18 protein-coding genes are annotated in these 18815 nt (G+C 45.5%); 7 read left to right on the top strand and 11 right to left on the bottom strand.

Translation table 11 applies throughout. The features are described from left to right. Nucleotide 1 precedes the first annotated feature (1 nt). Genes LEP1GSC061_RS02050 through LEP1GSC061_RS02040 form a run of 3 tightly spaced genes read right to left on the bottom strand, consistent with a single transcriptional unit; the run spans nt 2 to nt 3204 of the window. Complete coding sequence (locus tag LEP1GSC061_RS02050) at nt 2-1036, bottom strand: DUF1574 domain-containing protein (RefSeq protein WP_016543950.1); 1035 nt, start codon at nt 1034-1036, stop codon at nt 2-4. 6 nt (nt 1037-1042) lie between these two features. Then, nucleotides 1043-2452, bottom strand: a complete 1410-nt coding sequence (locus LEP1GSC061_RS02045; RefSeq protein ID WP_016543774.1) for an MBOAT family O-acyltransferase — start codon at nt 2450-2452, stop codon at nt 1043-1045. Then, entirely contained in the window at nt 2449-3204 is a 756-nt protein-coding gene (locus LEP1GSC061_RS02040) for a pseudouridine synthase (protein ID WP_016543665.1), read from the bottom strand. The genes LEP1GSC061_RS02045 and LEP1GSC061_RS02040 overlap by 4 nt, the downstream gene beginning before the upstream one ends. A gap of 113 nt (nt 3205-3317) precedes the next feature. Between LEP1GSC061_RS02040 and lipA the strand changes: the two genes are divergently transcribed. Continuing rightward, nucleotides 3318-4223, top strand: a complete 906-nt coding sequence (lipA, locus tag LEP1GSC061_RS02035) for a lipoyl synthase (RefSeq protein WP_016543680.1) — start codon at nt 3318-3320, stop codon at nt 4221-4223. Then, the gene (locus tag LEP1GSC061_RS02030; protein WP_016543574.1) at nt 4208-4540 is read left to right on the top strand and encodes a hypothetical protein; all 333 of its coding nucleotides are present in this window, start codon (nt 4208-4210) and stop codon (nt 4538-4540) included. Before lipA ends, LEP1GSC061_RS02030 begins: the two co-directional genes overlap by 16 nt. Nucleotides 4541-4605: 65 nt before the next feature. Here the strand turns inward: LEP1GSC061_RS02030 and LEP1GSC061_RS02025 are convergent, their stop codons facing one another. Next, a complete protein-coding gene (locus LEP1GSC061_RS02025; RefSeq protein ID WP_016543519.1) occupies nt 4606-5784 on the bottom strand; it encodes a lipoprotein LipL45 in 1179 nt (392 codons plus the stop codon). 87 nt (nt 5785-5871) lie between these two features. Next, nucleotides 5872-7083, bottom strand: coding sequence for a PQQ-dependent sugar dehydrogenase (locus tag LEP1GSC061_RS02020; RefSeq protein WP_016543401.1), 1212 nt, complete (start codon nt 7081-7083; stop codon nt 5872-5874). A 97-nt stretch (nt 7084-7180) separates the two neighbouring features. Here LEP1GSC061_RS02020 and LEP1GSC061_RS02015 point away from each other — a divergent pair, with 97 nt between their 5' ends. Together LEP1GSC061_RS02015 and LEP1GSC061_RS02010 are read left to right on the top strand one after the other, a co-directional pair. Further along, complete coding sequence (locus tag LEP1GSC061_RS02015) at nt 7181-8512, top strand: radical SAM protein (RefSeq protein WP_016543831.1); 1332 nt, start codon at nt 7181-7183, stop codon at nt 8510-8512. Nucleotides 8513-8791: 279 nt separating this feature from the next. Further along, complete coding sequence (locus tag LEP1GSC061_RS02010) at nt 8792-9364, top strand: hypothetical protein (protein WP_016543480.1); 573 nt, start codon at nt 8792-8794, stop codon at nt 9362-9364. Nucleotides 9365-9438: 74 nt separating this feature from the next. Here the strand turns inward: LEP1GSC061_RS02010 and LEP1GSC061_RS02005 are convergent, their stop codons facing one another. The 3 genes from LEP1GSC061_RS02005 to LEP1GSC061_RS01995 are packed head-to-tail and all read right to left on the bottom strand — an operon-like array spanning nt 9439 to nt 11508. Then, on the bottom strand, nt 9439-10125 hold the full coding sequence (locus LEP1GSC061_RS02005) for a TIGR00266 family protein (RefSeq protein ID WP_016543885.1): 687 nt from the start codon (nt 10123-10125) through the stop codon (nt 9439-9441). 17 nt (nt 10126-10142) lie between these two features. Next, nucleotides 10143-10814: a TIGR00266 family protein gene (locus LEP1GSC061_RS02000; RefSeq protein ID WP_016543980.1), complete on the bottom strand. Its 672-nt coding sequence runs from the start codon at nt 10812-10814 to the stop codon at nt 10143-10145. Between the two features lie 28 nt (nt 10815-10842). Next, nucleotides 10843-11508 carry a TIGR00266 family protein gene (locus tag LEP1GSC061_RS01995; protein ID WP_016543733.1) on the bottom strand — a complete coding sequence of 222 codons (666 nt, stop codon included), beginning with the start codon at nt 11506-11508 and terminating at the stop codon, nt 10843-10845. Nucleotides 11509-11603: 95 nt separating this feature from the next. Here LEP1GSC061_RS01995 and LEP1GSC061_RS01990 point away from each other — a divergent pair, with 95 nt between their 5' ends. The 3 genes from LEP1GSC061_RS01990 (at nt 11604) to ptsP (ending at nt 15310) form a co-directional block, all read left to right on the top strand. Next, the gene (locus LEP1GSC061_RS01990; protein ID WP_016544079.1) at nt 11604-12263 is read left to right on the top strand and encodes an SDR family oxidoreductase; all 660 of its coding nucleotides are present in this window, start codon (nt 11604-11606) and stop codon (nt 12261-12263) included. A gap of 268 nt (nt 12264-12531) precedes the next feature. Beyond that, nucleotides 12532-13437, top strand: a complete 906-nt coding sequence (gene lpxC / locus LEP1GSC061_RS01985) for a UDP-3-O-acyl-N-acetylglucosamine deacetylase (RefSeq protein ID WP_040507943.1) — start codon at nt 12532-12534, stop codon at nt 13435-13437. Nucleotides 13438-13567: 130 nt separating this feature from the next. Further along, the gene (gene ptsP / locus LEP1GSC061_RS01980) at nt 13568-15310 is read left to right on the top strand and encodes a phosphoenolpyruvate--protein phosphotransferase (protein WP_016543417.1); all 1743 of its coding nucleotides are present in this window, start codon (nt 13568-13570) and stop codon (nt 15308-15310) included. Nucleotides 15311-15314: 4 nt separating this feature from the next. Here the strand turns inward: ptsP and LEP1GSC061_RS01975 are convergent, their stop codons facing one another. From LEP1GSC061_RS01975 to LEP1GSC061_RS01965, 3 genes are all read right to left on the bottom strand, one after another. Next, the gene (locus LEP1GSC061_RS01975; RefSeq protein ID WP_016543365.1) at nt 15315-15998 is read right to left on the bottom strand and encodes an LIC11631 family protein; all 684 of its coding nucleotides are present in this window, start codon (nt 15996-15998) and stop codon (nt 15315-15317) included. A 99-nt stretch (nt 15999-16097) separates the two neighbouring features. Next, the gene (locus LEP1GSC061_RS01970; protein WP_016543310.1) at nt 16098-18140 is read right to left on the bottom strand and encodes an AMP-dependent synthetase/ligase; all 2043 of its coding nucleotides are present in this window, start codon (nt 18138-18140) and stop codon (nt 16098-16100) included. Nucleotides 18141-18304: 164 nt separating this feature from the next. Further along, complete coding sequence (locus LEP1GSC061_RS01965) at nt 18305-18805, bottom strand: TlpA family protein disulfide reductase (protein ID WP_016543317.1); 501 nt, start codon at nt 18803-18805, stop codon at nt 18305-18307. Between the last annotated feature and the right edge of the window lie 10 nt (nt 18806-18815).

Genomic DNA, 18815 nt, shown 5'->3' with positions numbered 1-18815 from the left:
CTTAAGGTAGGTTGCGAATCGAGTAATAATCCTCTAATAACAGTTTGGCCTGCTCTTCTATGCAGATCACACTCTGGTGAGAGGCGTCGTAATATAAGCTGCAAGAACTTAACTCGTTCATATTCGCCGCCCTCGCTCCGTATTTGGAAGCGAGTTCCCGAATCCTAGGCCACCAACTTTTATCCAGTCCTAGATCGAAGTATCCTTGTCGATACCCGTCATACACTTTCGGCCAAATCAAATAAACACGGACTCCGTTCTCTTTCGCGAGCTTCAGGAATTCTTCCACGAAGAAAAATTGGGTCTGCCCCAGCTCGAATCCGGAAAGATAGATGCTTTTCAATCTCAAGGCGTCTTTGGCTAGTTTGTCCGGATTATTATTCGCGGCAGCGTAGGCCAATTGTTCCCCGTTTCCTATCTCTAAGATTAGGTTTTCATGATTGTGTTCGGGTAGATAATAGTTTAGATTTCCGGAAAGAAGTCTGGACCAGAACAATTTAAAACCGGGTTTGATTTTTCGGATCGTGAAAAATCTTTCCTTCAGAATGTCGAAACGATCGGCCCAGGACAAGACTCCCCAGTATCTAGCTATAAAGGAATCGTCGGCTCCGAGTCTCAGAAACGGCTCGTACATCAGCCCTTTGGAATCGTCGAAAGCTTCGGGGCTAACCACATAAAAGACCGCATCGGGTTTCTTTCCCTCTTGGATCATTCTTTCGAACCAGTAGAACCCGTAGGCAGGAACCGCTTGGGGACCCGCAAAATTATAGACCACCCAGTCCTTTTGATACTGAGGAGGAAAGGTTTTAGAAGAATACGGATAGGCTCTGGAATCTCCGAACGCTACGGCGAATTTCTTATCCCTGGTCGTTTCGTCTTTGAGCATCCTTTCGAAAAGGGCTCTTCTCTGCGCGTAATAAACCGGGTTTCCTTCCTGGTAAAAGGACTTCTTGAAAAAATCCAGCTTAAAGACCTTATCCGCAAAGAAGACGAATATTAAGAATAGAAACGGAATATAAATGAATTTCTTTTTCATACTTTCTTAAAATTGTCCGTAAAAGAAGTCCGCGTTTCCGTTAGGCAACGCCAATAAAACCAAAATCCAAGCGATCGGCAAAAATACGGCCTTCCATTTTTCCGAAAGTCTAAATTTCTCCGGCCATTCCTCCGCGGAATGAAATAGGAATGCCACCCCTAAAGCGAACAAGCACGGCTCCATATTCGGGAATTTCAATCCTTGGGCCCAGGTGAAGATACGAGCCACCGCCTCCACGGCGGAAGGAAAATCCGGAGTGAAGAAAAGAATCCAAGAAATGCTATAGATATTCAATACGGTCAGATATACGAGTCCCCGTTTTAAATAAGGTATATCGGGCAGAATCTTAATATTCCAATCCTTAAACGCCCTTTCCAAAGAAAGATAGAATCCGGTCAAAACTCCCCAAAGAAGATAATTCAAATTGGCTCCGTGCCAGAGTCCCCCGAGTCCGAAAGCGAGCATATAATTTACACAGGTCCTAAGAGTTCCGGAACGCGAACCTCCCAAAGGAATATAAAGATAATCCCGAATCCAGAAAGAGAAGGTCAAATGCCAACGCCTCCAGAAATCTCCGAAACCGTTGAAGAAGAAAGGAGCCCTGAAGTTCTGAGGTAATTGGAATCCCAGAAGCTTACCCATTCCCCTCGCCAGATCCGTGAGACCGGAAAAATCCAGATAAAGGTATATTGCGAAGAAATACACCGTGGCAAGCAATGCGCCTCCGGAGAATGCGGAAGGTTCTGCGAATACTTGGAAGATGGAAGTGGACATTAGGATGGACACGACGGACTTTTTGAATAGTCCGAAAAGAACAAGCCAAAGCCCGTCTATCATATCCTCTCTCTCCATTTTCGGAGAATCGAATTGGGAAGATACATCCGAAAAACGTAATATCGGACCGGCGATCATGATCGGAAATAGAAAGATAAAGGAAGTCACCTTAAAAAGAGTCACTTCTTCCTGGATCGTCCCCTTCTTCTTATCCACCGCCAAGGAGATGAGCTGGAAAGTATAATAACTGATCGTAAGAGGAAGAACGACTTCGAATCCCGGCCAATGCAAAAACCCGCCCAGCAAGGAATCCAAAGCGGCCTTGTTTTGAAAGTCTGGGATCCCGAAGAATAAGCCTACGAGGTCCGCAAAGAAATAGAAGTACTTGAAAAAGGCCAGGTTTAGAACGTTGAACCCGACCGCGAGATAGAGAAAGAATCGGGATTGTAGGAAATAACGGGTCAGAAACCAGTTGATCACAACGACAGCGATTAGATGAAAAAGGAATTTCCAGGACGCGAATGCGTAGAATACGGAAGAACTGAAAATCAGAAAGATTCTCTTATAACGATCCGAAATATTCCAGTATACCAGGAAGACGACGCAGAAAAAAAATAGGAATTCTAAACTAGTAAAGTTCATGGTCTCCAGTCTTTAGGATCCAGCAAAACGAATTTGCCTTCTTCGATTTTCAATTTTTCGAGTAGAATTCTTCCGATTCGAATCCTTCTTAAGTCTTCTACTCTCGCTCCCAGGACGGAAAACATTCTCTTGATTTGTCTTTTTCTGCCCTGCTTCAGAACCACCCTGAATCTATCCGAATATTCCGTTCTCCCTGAGGAGAATAATTTCTCCGCCTTCAGGATTTCTCCTTCGTCGCGTATCCCTTTCAAAAAAGCGGTCTTTGTTTCTTCAAACGGTATCTCTTTATCGAGTAGAACCTCGTATTCTTTTTCCTGACCCTCGGAAGGATGGGTGATCTCTTGGATCCAATTTCCGTCGTCCGAAAGTAAAAGCAATCCTCTAGAATCCAAATCCAAGCGCCCCGCAATGGAAAGCCGGGAATATTTGGAAGGCAGTAGTTCGAATACTGTATGAGAATGGAACCTGTCTCCGTGAGAACAAAGGAATCCTTTGGGTTTGTTCAAGGCGAGAAATATGCTCCTCTTATTGGGAGAGGCCTGTTTTCCGGAGACGGTAACCTGATCTCCCGGACGAACCCTGGTGCTCAGATCGGTTTCGGGAATTCCGTTGATTCTAACTTTTCCGGACAATACCAATTCTTCGACTTTTCGTCGGGAACCGAAACCGCAATCCGCTAGATAACGGTTGATCCGAATACCGGGGGATTCTTCTTTATCGGAGGATTGATTTTTATCTGTTTTCGGACTCAAAAGCAGTACCGGAGTCGGTTCCTAGGAATCGATCCCTCCAGATTCAAATACCCCGCCAAATCCGGCTACCCAAAACACTTGACTCTTTCCCGAGGGAAAACCAGGGTATAGAGGTGAATCCACTCAAGAAAAAGCCCCGCTCCTCCGGATACCAACCCGCTCCCGAAAAACCGGACTGGTTGAAGGTTCGACTTCCTTTCCGAGAAAAGGACAGTGCGGTCTCTTTCGTGAGGGATTCCGTAGAAAAAGGCAAACTGAATACCGTTTGCGAGAGCGCATCTTGTCCGAATCTAAATCATTGTTGGTCTAGAAAAACGGCGACATATATGTTAGCGGGAGATATCTGTACGAGACGTTGCTCCTATTGCGACGTGGCTTTCGGCAAACCCTTCGCGTTGGATCCAGAAGAACCCTTAAGAGTTGCGGAATCCGCAAAGGCTCTTTCTCTCAATCATATCGTAATTACTTCCGTCAACCGGGACGATCTTCCGGACGGAGCCGCAGAACATTATAAGGAAACCGTACTTTTAATCCGAGAAAGACTTCCCGAATGTAAAATCGAACTCTTAGTCCCGGATTTCAAAGAGAAGGAAGAGAGTCTAGAACTCATATATTCTTGCCGGCCCGATATTTTTAATCATAATTTGGAAACGGTCGAAAGACTATTTCCTACGGTGGCTCCCGCGAAAAAATACGACCGTTCCTTAAGAGTTTTGGAACACGCATCCAAGAGAGGATTCTTAACAAAGAGCGGACTCATACTGGGACTCGGAGAAACCATAGAGGAAGTGGAAAGAACCATGCAGGATTTAAGAAATTCCGGAGTGCAAATGTTGACTCTGGGGCAATATCTGCAACCTACCCCTTCTCATTTACCCGTGAAGGATTATATCCATCCTGATATTTTCCGTTCCCTAAAAGAATACGGAAAAAGCATAGGTTTCAAAATCGTATTTGCCGGTCCTTTAGTCAGAAGTTCCTATCACGCCGACGAGCAAGTGCCGTGGCAAGGAAACTGAAAAGAATCGAAGATTCTCTTCCGGATTCTCCGGATGCTTTGGAAATAACGAAAATTCTATTCCATTCTATTCTTTCCTATCTTTCCAAGAAAGAAGGAGGTTCCGTTTCCAAGACCGAAATCAAGGAACTTCTTTTAGATTCTCTCAATCTAGTCAAAGGATTCAGGGTAGAATGGGGGGAAATCCAGAAGTTCGGAAAGGGGAAACTGATCGTCAGTTATAAGGGTAAGGCAGCACTTCTAGACATAGAGGAAATTTCGGAATCCATACTCAGACTCTGGGAGAGGCATTTGGATTCCCATCACGGAAAAAGATAAAGAAAAACCCAGGCAGCTTTCGCATACCTGGGATTTCTCCACCGTTCCGTAAGCCAGAGCGGATATTAATTTTCGGATTTAGTTTGGAAGTCGTAGATGACTTCTTGCACTTCGTCCTGATTGATTTTCTTAATACCGTCTTCGGTATGAACGATCATAGTAGAACCTTGTTGGTCTACGATCGCACCGATCAAGACGGTCTTATTTACCAATACGATTTTTTCCAATTTCTCGTAGTAATTCACGAGATCTTGTTTGGTTTTCAGGTTCTTAGGAGCGGAAACCAGAATGTTTTTGAAACGTTTTACCTCTTCAGCTTGGCGTTTCGCAACTTCAGCTTCGATTTTCTTCCTTTCGACCTCGTTGTCTGCCGCAGTCTTCTGATCGACTTTACCGCTTCCTGAATCGATGCTCAGTTTTGCGAGTTTGTCTGCAGAATCCTTATCCAGAGTCACGATCGTTCTGATCTCTTGTTCTTCGGATTTGGAAACTCCGGAACCGGAAATCTTAGTAACCGCTTTAGGAATATCCTTTTCGAGACTTGCGTTCAATTTGGATGCTTCCTTTTCTCCGAAAGTCTTGTCCGACGCTTTTACTAGGGAAGACTCGTCCTTTTCCAGGATCACTTCGGATTTATCCAAGGAATCTTTGATTTTCTTGAGATCCGCATTTGCGGCAATCTCTTCCGCACTCATTCCTTCCAGAGCGCGAACTCTCGGAGAAACAGCCACGGATCCTTCCAGAACTTTTACTACGGATCTATCTTTTCTAGTACGATCGACTACGAAAGAAGTTCCTCGAACACCTGCGATCGCAGTCGGGGTGATAACGGAGAACTGATCGTTCTTATTAGCCTTATTGACTTTAGCAAAAACTTTACCGGAAACAAGAGAAAGTCTTGTATCGGTATTTCCTTGGGTATTCAGAGCCAAGGATGCGAATTCGAGTTCGGAGTTTTCCGAAACGCGGACAGCGGACCCGTCTGCAAACTGGATATCCACTTTTGCGTTAGCTTTAGTTTGGAGTTTGTCCCCTTGTTTGAGAGGAGTACCTAAACTAGCTTTGTCTTCGGTTAAATCTGCGTGTTGGACTTTTGCTTCCCCTACGCTAAAAACTACGATTGCCGTAGGTTCGCTCTGTTTTGCGTTCGCGGAATCCGCGTTATCCGCAGGCTTTTTGCAAGCTCCGGATGCTAACAAACCGAACAATAGGACGGCTGATGCAACGGAAATGATCTTATTCATACCCCTATCCTTTTGATCGAGATTGATCGATACCGCGGTGGAGGCAGTCCGATCTACATTGGGTTAACACCTATAGATTTAGGATTTTCAATTTATTTCAATTTTTTTTCCAAAACGGAAGATATTTCCTGAACTAAAATCGGCAAAATATAGCTCTCCCGCCCGATCCGAGCCAAATGTGCTAATTTGGAAAGAAGTCTTGAATAGAACTCTGGGCGAGTTGATTTTTCCCGGTTCCAGCCTTGCTCCTAGGATATTTCCGGAAACAAAATCCCCAAAAATGTACCATCCCTCCAAAATGGGATAATTTTTTCCCCGATATACGTATCCGCCGGTGACGGATCTCCCCAGATCCCTTCCGTATTCCAAAACCGGGTCTCGGAGTCCCTTCTTTTCACAGTCTTTTTCCGGACGAAAGCAATGAGAAGCTTCCATAACGCTCCATCCGTAGTTTCCTCCCTTCGAAACCAGATCCACTTCTTCCCAGGTATCCTGACCCACATCGGCCAGAAATAAATTTCCAGTTTTGGAATCGAAAGAGAATCTCCAAGGATTTCGGAAACCGTAGGCCCAGATTTCAGGTAGAAATCCCACCTTTTCCCGGAACGGATTGTCGGAAGGAATTTTATACGGAGGCGCCTCGGCTTCCATATTGGGTTCGATCCGGATAAGAGTGGATAAGAAGGTGGAGGTGTTTTGCCCATGCCGGTAAGGGTCCCCTCCCGCTCCGCCGTCTCCGAATCCGATATACAGTTTTTCGTCCGGACCGAAACTCAATTGTCCCGCATTATGATTGGAATAAGGCTGATCTACTCTGAGTAGAATCCGCTTTCGGTCGGACCAAGAGAGAGTCTTCCCTTCTTCCCAACGAAATTCTAAAATCAGAGTCTGGTCCTTGCCGGATTCCTTGGAGACCGCATTCACATAAAATAGCTTGTTTTCGGAGAATTTAGGATGGAAGGCCAACCCTAGAAGTCCTTCTTCCGATCTAGTCTCAACGGAGCCTGTGAAGTCTGCAACGAGCCTAGCCTCCTGGGTTTTTAGATTCCGACTATAGATCCTTCCTCTTTTTTCCAAAACGACCAGAGTCTCGGGCTCATCCGGACGAAATTGCAGATCCGTAGGTTCCTTATAGGGACCTGCCACCAAATTGTATTCAATATCTCGCCAAGTCTGGGCCTTTTTGGAAGGTACGGAGGCAGCTTTCTTTTTCGCAGACTTGGAATCGATCGGACCTGAGAAAACAAAGTAGAAGAAGAATAGAATGAGAATGGAGAAACGAAGATAGGAACGAGGCATTCTGAGGAAGAAATCTAGCTCTCTAAAATCCATAGTCAACGGGAAAAAGCCAAAAACTTGCTGCCAAAACTTACCCTCCGAGCAGTCTGTCGTTAAGATGAATACGAGTACGATCCGTCCCGAATCCTCCATCGCCCTTCTCGAGGAGATGGAGAGAAAGTACAAACAGATTCCTTTCGAAGCCATACTCAAACAGGATATCCTAAGACAAGGAATACATTTCCTGCCCGAATCCTTCCAGATCGGAACGGATTATAAAACGAAGGACTATTTCATTTTCTCTTTCGATCATATTCCTTTGGCGGACATGAAGGAAGGTACGGATTCCAAGGCCCCCGAAGAGATTAAGATCAGCGGAGGATACTTTAATCTTCTGCCCACGGTAATCTCCACTCGCAATAATCCCAATTCTCCTTATAAAGTGCTTCGCATCCCCGAAGGCCAGAAGGACGAAGGAAAGCCGGGACTCTATCTGGGAGAAACTTTTCTAGGAAGTTTGGAATATCCTCCTAAACCCGCATGGTATCGTCACAAAACCAAATCCGGAAAACTTCCGGGAGAAATCGCGCCGGTAATCGAATGGGGCTATCTGATTTATCTGACAGTCTTCCGAAATTGCCAATATTTCGGTAAGGAAGAAGAATGCGCTTACTGCGATATCAATCATAATTACAGACAACAAAAGAATGCCGGAAGACCTTATACCGGCGTAAAGGATGTGGAAGACATTCTGGAAGTTCTTTCCTGGATCGATGCGGAAGACGAGATCGCAAAAGTATATACGATCACCGGCGGTTCCGTCATCACCCAACTCAAGAAAAAGAACGAAATCGATTTTTATCTGGAATATGCTCAAGCAATCGAGTCCAGATTTCCGGGCCGTTGGATGGGTAAAATCGTTTCCCAGGCTTGGGAAATCGAAGACTGCCAAAAGTTCAAAGACGCGGGAATCCAAGTCTATCATCCTAATTATGAAGTCTGGGAACCCGAGCTATTCCGCAAAATCTGTCCGGGTAAGGAATCCTACATAGGAAGAGATACTTGGATTCGTAGAATCGTGGACTCCGCGGAAGTATTCGGACCTTCTTATGTGATCCCGAATTTCGTAGGTGGAGTGGAACTTTCCCAGCCTTGGGGATTTGCAACCGTCGCGGAAGCGATCCGATCCACCGGAGAAGGTTTGGACTTCTTCATGTCCAAGGGAATCATGCCTCGATTCACCGCTTGGTGCCCGGAGCCTTTCACCACATTAGGAACCCAGCCGGGACCGCCTTTGGAATATTTTTGCGAGCTACTAACGGTCTGGAAAGCTACATTCGAAAAATATAATTTGCCTGTTCCACCCGGTTACGGGGAACCCGGCCCGGGCAAGGCGGTCTTCTCCGTTTCCGCATTTATGGATGTGATCGGATATCCCGGAAGACAATAAAAAACTTGTAGAACAGAAGGCGCCGAAGCTTTGCCTCGGATGCCTTCTGAACAATCTTCAGAAAAATATCGAAAAACAAAATCCGGTAACAGATCTTAAGAATCCTATATGCATTTCTTTAGAATAAATTCTCTCGGAGTTTCCAATCCAATTCCTTCGAATCGATTTGAATTTCTTTCACGGAATTGCTGTACACTCATAGTTTTCGTTTTCTGCTGCCTGGTTATAGGATGTTCCCACAAAGAGGTCGATCCGCTTTGGCAAGAGACTCAGAAAAGAATGTGCGAGTTAGCCTGCATTTCGCATATTCTTTCTGTCGATGCTATCACGGTTCATAGCCACGAAAATCGTAAGTTCCGTATCCAAGCTCTTCTGCAATATAATTATCCGGCCAAGACATACTCGTATATTTCCGGCACAATGAACGGAGATAGAGTCGGCGCCGAATATAAGGAAATGAAAGAATTAATCGACACCCTGAATGCGAGAACCGAAGACAAAACCGTTCACGCAGTACGAAACGGAAATAAAAAGGTCATCTCGGGGATAGAAACGCAAGCATTCGATTATAAAATGGAGTTAGTCGATTCCGACTCAAACGAATACAAAGGAACTGCGGAAGGAACAGCTTGGGTAGATCCGATTTCAAAGACCATACTCTCGAGCGAAACGAAATACTACCCTAAATTTCTCTCGATTCAGAGAATTTTCTTCGAGAAAGCCGAGGCCAAAAACGAATATACTTATTCTAAAAGCCACAAGCTGATTCGAATGGAAACCGAATCCTTAATTCATCTCAAATTTGCCTTCATAGAATCCATCTTCGAATCCAAAAAGGTAAGGACATTTTAAGTTTAAGCTAAAATTCTAAGACTTAAAAAATGAAAAGGGGACCGATTATAAATAAATCGGCCGAATCCGAATTTTCAATCTCCGCTGGAACTGGATCTTTGGACCCTTCTCCAAGCGTCAGCCCAAGCTGCGAAGGCGCTTTGGTTCCTAGTTTGGATATAGAGTTTTCCCTTTCCGGAGAATCGAGCGACGAGCCCTTCTCCCGATAGAAAAAGAGATTTCAAACCGCCTACTTTAGTGATCGTGAAATCCAATCCTGCTTCGAATCCCACTATATGGCCTGTGTCTACGATATAGGTTCCGTCCACATCCACCGTATGTATCGCTCCGAAGCTGGAAAAGAAAAGATCCCCCGTCCCTCCCACTTTTAGGAAGAACAAACCTTCTCCCGAGAAAAATCCTTTGAACCCTCCCCATTTGCTATCGATCTGCAATGCTGGGCTCCCCGCCACATACGCCCCTCGACTCAGAATCAATTCTTCGTTATTTAATTTTCTGTATTCTATATCCCCTTGGGTAGCGGAAGTAAGAAACAATTCGCCCGTTCCTCCTTCCGCGACAAAGGTATTTTGGAAAAAAGACTCGCCGCTTAAGAGCGCCCTTTTCGCGGACTCGAAAATTCCGCCTTGCGCCTTGGTCTCCATTTTTACCTGAGGAGACATCGCAACCATGGCTCCGGACTCGGCCCGGATCGATTCTCCGGAGTCCAGGGCCAACTTCACGATTGGAAAATCAGGTTTTGCTAATATTTCGTATTTCATAACTTGCGCCTTATAGATTATCTTTGTTTAGGGGGAAGTTCTTCCCGAAACCAGGATCCCAGAGAAGGAACGTTTCTGGACTGAATCCAAAGTTTCCCTTTTCCCTTAAATTTCGCGACAAACCCTTCTCCTCCTAAGAAGAAGGACTTCCAACCTCCGAATTTGGTGATCTCATAATTCAACCCTTCTTGGAAGGCTACTATATGACCCGTATCCACTATGAATTCGTCCTCCACATCCAAGGTCTCGATTCCACCATAACTGGATATCAATACGGTCCCGCTTCCCGAAAGTTTTAAAAAGAATAGGGACTCCCCGCTAAAGAATCCCTTTAAACCCTGAAATTTAGTATCTATATCTATCTTAGGTTCGCTCGCCAAATAAGAGCTGGATTGAACGAAAACCGTTCCGTTCAATTCCAACTTTTCCAAATCACCCGGAAGAGTCGGCGCGAGAAGCACCTCTCCCGCCTGATCGGCGGTAAACGTATTCATCCAAAAGGACTCTCCTCCTAAGAAAGCGGCCTTTAAGGATTTCAGTAAGCCTCCTTTTTGAGCCTTGTGCGTTTCTATGGAAATATTCGGGCTCATACTCATGAGGGCGCCCGACTCCGCCTGAATGGATTCTCCCTGGCTCAAATTTACCTTGGCCACGGAATAGGAAGGTTTGTATAATAACTCTATCTTCATTCTATTTCCTTACTTTATAAAAATACGATCAATGAGGCAGAAGCCTGGTCAGCCAGCCGATGAAACCGGACGGGACTCTGCTCTGTATCCAAATCGTTCCCTGCCCGTTGAAATTCGCTACCAAACCTTCTCCGCTAAAGAAAGTGGATTTCCAACTTCCGCCTGCCTTGCCTACCGAAAACTGAAGAGAATTTTCGAAGGCAACGATATGCCCAGTATCCACTGTGTAAGCTCCTTCTACCCGAATGGGAACGATGGAACCGTAGGAACTTAGGAATACTCTACCGGTTCCGAAAACTTCGAGTAAAAACAATCCTTCGCCTCCTAGAAGAGAGCGAAGTCCTCCGAATTTGGATTTCACTTGTATACCGGAATCGGAAGCCAGATAAGAACCCGATTGTACGAAAATGCTTTTACCGTTCAGATCCAACTCTACGATATCACCGGGCAAGTCCGGAGCGATTCCGATCTCTCCTCCTTCCGCGGGAGCGGTGTAAGTATTAAAAAAGAAGGATTCTCCTCCGAAGAATTTTCTCCCGAGAGCGGAAAGAAAGCCGCTCCCCATTTTCGTTTCCACCTGCATCCGGGAACTCATATATACCATGGCTCCCGCTTCCGATTTAATGGATTGACCCGGTCCCAACCGAAGTTTCAATAAGGAGAATGAAGGCTTATGAGTAATCTGGTATTGCATGCAGGAAGAATGTTTTATTTTATTCTTCCGTCAATCCGATTCCTAAAAGAATTTTACCTCATTCTATTTAAGAAACTTCCTAGTAACGATTTTGTATGAAACATGTTTTGATCACCGGCGCAAATCGCGGAATCGGTTTGGAGCTCGCAGTCCAATTCTCCGAAAAAAAATATTCGGTAATCGCCGCCTGCCGTAAGGCCTCCGAATCCTTACGCAGATTAGGAGTGAAAATTTTCGAAGGACTAGATTTAAGCCAACCCCAAAGCTTCGAATCCTTATCCAGATTCTTAAGCGGAACCAAGCTCGACCTTCTCGTAAATAATGCAGGCATACTAATCCCGGACAATTGGGAAAGTGTGGATTTCACGGAAGTGGAAACCCAGATTTTAGTGAATGCGGTCGGCCCCTTACAACTCACTCGTACCCTTCTTCCCAAGATGGAAACGGGAGGAAAGATCGTATTTCTCACAAGCAGAATGGGCTCCATAGCGGACAATCATTCGGGAGCCTATTACGGCTATAGAATGTCCAAGGCGGCTTTGAATGCGGGAGCAGTTTCCCTGGCCCGAGACCTAGCTCCTCGAAAAATCTGGGTGGGCATCTTCCATCCAGGAATGGTTGCGACAGAAATGACCGGTAGGCAGGGAATTTCCCCCCAAGAAGCGGCCGCAGGACTCATATCTCAGATCGAAAATCTAAATAAAGAAAGGTCCGGAAGATTCTTCCATCAAAGCGGGGAAGAATTACCATGGTAAGGAAGGGCTTCTGTCTCTCCAAAACAACGCTGTTGTAAAAAAGAGACAGAAGTACAGAAATTTCTTTCTTATTATGTCTAGTTTCCTCGGAAACCAGGGATAAGCCCCGTATAAATTCGATTTTTTGCACTGCACCTGGCATGAATGTTGCTTCTATAATCCTAAAGGGCTATTTTTTTTCGGGCCGAAACCCCGTCAAAGAAGAATAGACCAGATGCAAAGCGAGAACGGAACCGAATCCCTAGCGGGTTCGGCTAATAGGAAACAAATGAATCCTACAGAATACAAAAAGACGCTTAAAGAAACGGTTAGAATTAAGGGAATAGGACTACATTCCGGTAAAGAAGTAAATCTGATCGCCCACCCGGCTCCCGCCGGAACCGGGATCGTTTTCGAATATCGAAAAGGAGAGGATAAGGCCTCCATTCCCGTCGAGTTGAGTAACGTGGTGGATACGAGTAATGCCACCACCTTGGGAGACGGACTCCATCGAGTCCAAACGGTGGAGCACTTAATGGCGGCCGTTTTCTCAGTGGGAATCACGGATATGATCCTGGAGATCGATTCCGTAGAAGTTCCCATTATGGACGGATCTTCCCTCCCCTTCTTAGAAGCCTTCGAATCCACCGGATATACGGAATTCGAGGATAGAATCGAACCGATCTACGTTAAAAACCCTATGTGGGTTGTAGACGGGGACAAATACCTTGTCATACTTCCTTCCGAACAATGGAAAGTCACCTATACAATCGATTTCCCCCACCCTCTTCTCAAGGGCCAAAACATCACAATCAATCTGGACCGCAATATTCTCAAGGAGGAGATCCTTCCCGCTAGAACCTTCGGTTTCCTAAAAGACGTAGAAGCTCTCCAAGCAAGAGGTCTGGCAATGGGAGGATCTTTGGACAACGCGATCGTTCTTACACAGGACGGATACCTGAACGAATCCCTTCGCTATGAAAACGAATGCGTCCGACACAAAATCCTGGATTTAGTCGGAGACCTTTCTATCGCCGGTCGGCCTATAATCGGGCATTACCTGGCTTCTAAGGCGGGCCACGCACTGGATATTTCCATGGCCAAACTCGTAATGAGTTCCGAGACAGGAAACGAACTGGGCAAATACAAAAGCCGTCGTATTCCTCTTTTCAAAAGAAAGACCGCTGCGGTTTAATCCCCCCAGGAGGAAGGAATTCTCCTTCCTCGCCGTTCCTTTCCCACCCTAGGGTGCCCGGTCTTTATAAAAGACTTGTCGATTCCAGATTCTCCAGATATCTCTACCCCGGGTTGCGGACAGAAACTCCATGAACGGCGGAAAAAGAATCACTTACCAGGGAATTGTAGCTTTTCCCGGCAGATTTTACGGCCGTGCGGTCAAAGTCGGAACCAAAAGAAGGCATTTGGCCCACGGAGCCTATATCCACGACTCCCAAAAAAAAGAGGAATTAGCCAAACTCGCCAAAGCTCTGGAATCCTCCAAAATCGAATTAAAGGGAATTTTAGTCCAACTCAAGGCCCGTCCCGAAGATAAGGAGCTGAAAGAAATACTGGAAACGCAGGTGACCATCACCGAGGACCCAGGTTTACAGGATTCGTATAAGGAAAGAATTTTAGAATATAATGAAAATGCATTTCTAGCCGTACAGAATACCATCAACGAACTTACGGACAAATTCGCAAGGCTCGACAATCCGTTCTTTCGGGAAAGGTCGGATCATTTTCAGGACATCTCCAACCGTATTTTAGAGAACCTTCTGGATAAAAAGGAAGAAGTCTCCTTTCTAGCGGATCAATCCGAAGACGTAATACTCATCGCAAGGCAGCTCACCCCGTCCCAAATGATTCTGATGGACAAGACCCGTATCCGCGGAATCGCCACGGACCTAGGAGGCAAAACAGGTCATATGGCCATTCTTGCCAGAAACTACGGAATACCTACCGTTGTCGGCCTAAAGGAATTTTATAGAAACGTAAACGACTTCGAATACGTTTTTTTGGATGCGGATACCGGACAGATGGTACGGAACCCGACCATCGAAGAGGTGAAATATTACGGCGCCTCCTCCCCCATCAATACGGAGCAAAAATCTCCCAAGAAAAAAAAGGCGGTCAGTAAGGACGGAATTCGCATCCGCTTAAAATGCAATCTGGAATCGGACACGGATTGCGATATCGCAAAGAAAGCGGACGTAGACGGAGTCGGTTTATTCCGATCCGAATCCTTGTTTTTGAAATACCAGGACAAAAACGTTTCCGGTGAGGAACAATATCTGGCGTACAAACGGATCGCGGAAGGCATGGATCCGAATCCGGTTTATATACGCACCTTCGATATTGGAGCGGATAAGTTTTCCACGGGAGAATTCGAGGAGAATCCTTTTCTAGGAAACCGGGGAATCCGTTATAGTCTCCAAAATCCCGAATGGTTCAAGGAACAATTGACCGCAATACTCAGAGCTTCCGCCTACGGAAACTTAAGTATCCTTCTCCCTATGGTCACGGGCCTTGTGGAAATTCGCAAGACCAAGGAATTACTGGAGGATTGCAAAAAAGAGCTCTCCGTTCAAAAAGAGAAATTCAACAAAAAGATCAAAATCGGAGTCATGGTGGAGACTCCCTCTGCGGTTTCCTCCATGGACGTGTTAGCTCGGGAAGTGGATTTCTTTTCCGTAGGAACAAACGACCTTCTCCAATATCTGATGGCAGTGGATAGAAACAACGTGAACGTTTCCAATCTCTACAATCCTTTCCATATTTCCTTTCTAAGAACTCTCGCACAAATCGTGGATACCGCTTGGAAATACGAGAAGCCCTTGAGTATCTGCGGAGAAATCGCTTCGGATACTAACTTTACGATTTTATTATTCGGTCTGGGATTTCGGGAATTATCCGTGGCCCTACCTTTCGTCGCGTCCATCCGGAATATTTTAGGATCCGTCGGACTGAAACAGGCGACCTATTTGGTGAAAAAGGTGATGGAACTCTCGGAGAACGAAGACTACGACGCGATCGAAGCCTTCTTATTCAGCAAACACCTAGAGGGATGATTCTTTAGTTAGCCGGAGATGCAGTTTTTACGACTGACGTTTCCAAACTTAAGAAAAGAAAGGGAGGATATTCCATCTTCTTTTCCTGCAAGAATAATGCTCCGAGGGATTCCTTCGGTTTGATGAAATTCAAATAGGATTGCTTTTCCGTTCTTAGGAAAAAGTTTCCGGTGGCTTCGTTTTCGGAGGAAAACCGGGAAACAGTTCTCAAGAGTTCGGGAAGATTCTTGGCTTCCGAATTCTGTGAGGCGAATAATATCAGATATTTCTTATTCTTCCATTCTCCCCTGAGACAGAATCCATCATCGGAGAAGAATCGCCCGAAAGGAAGATCGAGCCCATCTTTCAAACGAGAATACGTAAAATCCGATTCGGCTCCCATGACCTTAGGCAAAAATGAATCGAAACGAACGCCTGGGGCTTCTTCCCAATTCAGGGTCAGGCAGATTCCTTTCCGAAACGACGGACTCAATTCCTTCACTTCCAGATCGGAATTACCGTCGGAAGTCCTCAATTCCGCTCTGGCCAATAAGAAGCCAAGATTCAAAGGAGAGAATTCCCGGATTCTGGAAAAGTCCCAAACCTCTACTTCTTTCGGAGCGGAAAAATAGAGATTGTCCAATGCGTACAGATCGGAATGACCGTAAGGTTCGAAAAGACTCGGTCTGGATTCCAGAGTTTTTGCCATACTGAAAATATCGGGAGAATCGGCCGATTCCCGCAGGACAAAAAAAGGCCCCGGTTCGATCCGAGGCCTTTCATAGGAAATAGATGCGTCTTAGGTCTATTATTTGTCGGTATAGACCTTTTTGATCTTATCCGCGTATTTCTCGGCAATCACGTGACGCTTCATCTTGAGCATATTGTTCAACTCGTCTCCCACTTCGAAAGGCTTGGCAACCAGGAAGAATGGAGTCACTTGCTCGAAGGATTTAAATCCGTTTTTCGCGTTATTCAGCGCCTTGATTTCTTTTCTGTAGAGATCCACGACCTTAGGATTTTCTATCAACGCTTCCTTATTGGATGCGTCGACCCCATTTTCCTTAGACCATTCCTCCAATTTCTCGAAATCAGGCACGATGATGGCGCCCAGGTTCTTTTGGTCCTGACCGATGATCATACATTGGCTGATAAAGGCGGACTCTTGGAGTTTGTTCTCGATAGGAACCGGCTCCACATTCTCCCCACCGAGTAACACTACGGTATCCTTGGCACGACCGGTTAGAGTCAGGGTATGTTTGAAATTGATCATCCCCATATCTCCGGTATTCATCCATCCGTCCACCAGAGCCTTTGCGGTAGCTTCTTCGTTTTTGAAATATCCCTTCATAACTTGGGGACCCTTCACGAATACCACGCCTTTTTTGCCCAATTTACCCTTGGTAATTCTTCCCTCCGGATCCACTTCGGTCAGCACTTCGTTATTATCGTTACGAATTTGCAAGTGGGTCTTAGGAACGATGGAACCTACGGAACCGATGATCAACTTTTGGAAAGTACGAACGGATAGCACGGGAGAAGTTTCGGTCATTCCGTAACCTTCCAATACGTTAATACCGATATTATTGAAGAACTCATCCACATGTCTAGGCAGAGCTCCTCCTCCGGAAATGGAAGCTCTGAGTCTTCCGCCGGTCGCAGTACGGATTTTCGAAAGAACGATCTTGTCCAGAGTCGCACTATTGAGGATCGCTCCCAATCCCGCCACGATATATAAAGGAAGGCTCAAATACGAGAACTCGGTATTGGAAAGCAGATACGCCGCCACGGAAGAAATCACCGTAAGTGTAAACGGACCGGTGAGTATCAGTTGGAAGACCATCGCAATTCCGTAAAATAAGGAAGTGATCGGATTTCTTCCGTGATAGTCCACTTCTTTGCCGGTTATGAAACGGACCGCTGCGTTCTTCTTATCGGAGAAGAAATACGCCAATTTGAATAAGCCCCTTCTAAGCGCGGGGGTCTGGCTAGGATCGTTGATTCTGGTATAAATTCCGTTATAGATATTTTCCCAGAGTCTCGGAGCGGATCCCATGAATGTAGGCTTCACAGTCGCTAAATCCTGACGAAGATCTCTTACGTTCGTGTAATAAGTAGCGGCACCGATGCTGATACATACGTATTCCACCACTCTTTCGAACACGTGCCAAACGGGAAGAATGGAAAGAAGCTTCGCTTCGGCGTTGATTTTGAGCATAGGAGTTACGTTCAAAACCTGATGCATCATATTCGAATGCTTTAGCTGAACCCCTTTAGGAAGCCCGGTGGTTCCGGAAGTGTAAATCAAGGTGAACAGATCCTCAGGGTGGATGGCTGCGACTCTCTCTTCCACTTTACGAGAACCGGAAGCGCGAAGCTGTTTTCCTTTCTCGATCAGATCGTAAAGTTTCAAAACTCCTCCCGGAGCTTCGGAATCCTTGTCCATCATGATGATGGTTTTTACTTTTCCGAGTTGGGACTTGTTGCGATTGAATTTCTCCAACATCTTATCGTTTTCGATGAATACGACTTCAGCTTCGGAATGGCTGACGATGTATACGATTTCCGAATCCGTAATATCGGTTCCTCTAGGAACGTCTGCGGCTCCGGTTAAGATGATACCGCAATCCGCGATAATCCATTCTATTCTATTATCCGCAAGTAATGCGACATGTTCCCTAGACTTGACGCCCAATTCAATCAAAGCCTCGGCCAGATTCAGACCGTTTTCGTATAACTCGGAATAGGTTAAGGGATGGTAATTTTTTTGAGCGTCTTTATAAAAGAATGCGGGTTGGTTTTTGAATTTTTCCGCAGACTCACGAAACAGTTGGGCTAAATTTTCAGCCATGAATGGAATTTCTCCTGAATGAAAGGGATGTTGAATGAGGCCGGTCGCACCCACCGGCTATATAGTTCCAAATTAAAACTAAATGTTTAGAGATAAATCCTTTTTTTGTAGGAACAGTTTTTAGGGACTTTTTGTAAAACAATCGTTATGGATAATTTGAGGAATTACGGGGATTCAAGCCAATTCTTGAGCCTCCCCTTCAGTAAAGGCAGATCTTTATGGGAAATACCGTATTGAAAATGTAGCTTCTTCCCGGTTTTACTAAACACAAATAAAGCAGGTTGTCCTTCGATCTTCAAACTGTTTACTAATTTCCATTCCGGGTCCAATAAACTGGGATAATCCATCCCGAATTCCTTGGCGGCTTTCTTGATTTCCTCCAGACTAAGGTCGTCTTCCGTGTTCACCCCTAGTACGATCGCGTCCGAATCCTTTAATTCCTTTCGCAGAGCTTCCACTACGGGAACCGCTTTTTTACACGGTTCACACCAACTGGCCCAGAAATCCAAGACGATCAGCTTGCCTTTGTCCTTAGCGAATGCGTGGGTGTTTCCTTCCCAATCCTTCAATTCTATTTTGTAAAGTGGGGATTCCTCTCCGGGACCGCATCCCGTTAAGAAAAGAATCGTAAGAAAACAGATAAAGCCCGAAAGAATAGATCGCATGACTCCAGAT

Origin of the sequence: Leptospira wolffii serovar Khorat str. Khorat-H2 (genome assembly GCF_000306115.2) — a bacterium.
GTDB lineage: Bacteria > Spirochaetota > Leptospiria > Leptospirales > Leptospiraceae > Leptospira_B > Leptospira_B wolffii.
This window is presented reverse-complemented; position numbering and strand designations above follow the sequence as displayed.

Bases quoted from the DNA above. Each gene is read 5' to 3' on its own strand.
- LEP1GSC061_RS02050 (WP_016543950.1), bottom strand. From the start codon at position 1,036: ATGAAAAAGAAATTCATTTATATTCCGTTTCTATTCTTAATATTCGTC.
- LEP1GSC061_RS02045 (WP_016543774.1), bottom strand. From the start codon at position 2,452: ATGAACTTTACTAGTTTAGAATTCCTATTTTTTTTCTGCGTCGTCTTC.
- LEP1GSC061_RS02025 (WP_016543519.1), bottom strand. From the start codon at position 5,784: ATGAATAAGATCATTTCCGTTGCATCAGCCGTCCTATTGTTCGGTTTG.
- LEP1GSC061_RS02020 (WP_016543401.1), bottom strand. From the start codon at position 7,083: ATGCCTCGTTCCTATCTTCGTTTCTCCATTCTCATTCTATTCTTCTTC.
- LEP1GSC061_RS02015 (WP_016543831.1), top strand. From the start codon at position 7,181: ATGAATACGAGTACGATCCGTCCCGAATCCTCCATCGCCCTTCTCGAG.
- LEP1GSC061_RS02010 (WP_016543480.1), top strand. From the start codon at position 8,792: ATGTGCGAGTTAGCCTGCATTTCGCATATTCTTTCTGTCGATGCTATC.
- LEP1GSC061_RS02005 (WP_016543885.1), bottom strand. From the start codon at position 10,125: ATGAAATACGAAATATTAGCAAAACCTGATTTTCCAATCGTGAAGTTG.
- LEP1GSC061_RS02000 (WP_016543980.1), bottom strand. From the start codon at position 10,814: ATGAAGATAGAGTTATTATACAAACCTTCCTATTCCGTGGCCAAGGTA.
- LEP1GSC061_RS01995 (WP_016543733.1), bottom strand. From the start codon at position 11,508: ATGCAATACCAGATTACTCATAAGCCTTCATTCTCCTTATTGAAACTT.
- LEP1GSC061_RS01990 (WP_016544079.1), top strand. From the start codon at position 11,604: ATGAAACATGTTTTGATCACCGGCGCAAATCGCGGAATCGGTTTGGAG.
- lpxC (WP_040507943.1), top strand. From the start codon at position 12,532: ATGAATCCTACAGAATACAAAAAGACGCTTAAAGAAACGGTTAGAATT.
- ptsP (WP_016543417.1), top strand. From the start codon at position 13,568: ATGAACGGCGGAAAAAGAATCACTTACCAGGGAATTGTAGCTTTTCCC.
- LEP1GSC061_RS01975 (WP_016543365.1), bottom strand. From the start codon at position 15,998: ATGGCAAAAACTCTGGAATCCAGACCGAGTCTTTTCGAACCTTACGGT.
- LEP1GSC061_RS01970 (WP_016543310.1), bottom strand. From the start codon at position 18,140: ATGGCTGAAAATTTAGCCCAACTGTTTCGTGAGTCTGCGGAAAAATTC.
- LEP1GSC061_RS01965 (WP_016543317.1), bottom strand. From the start codon at position 18,805: ATGCGATCTATTCTTTCGGGCTTTATCTGTTTTCTTACGATTCTTTTC.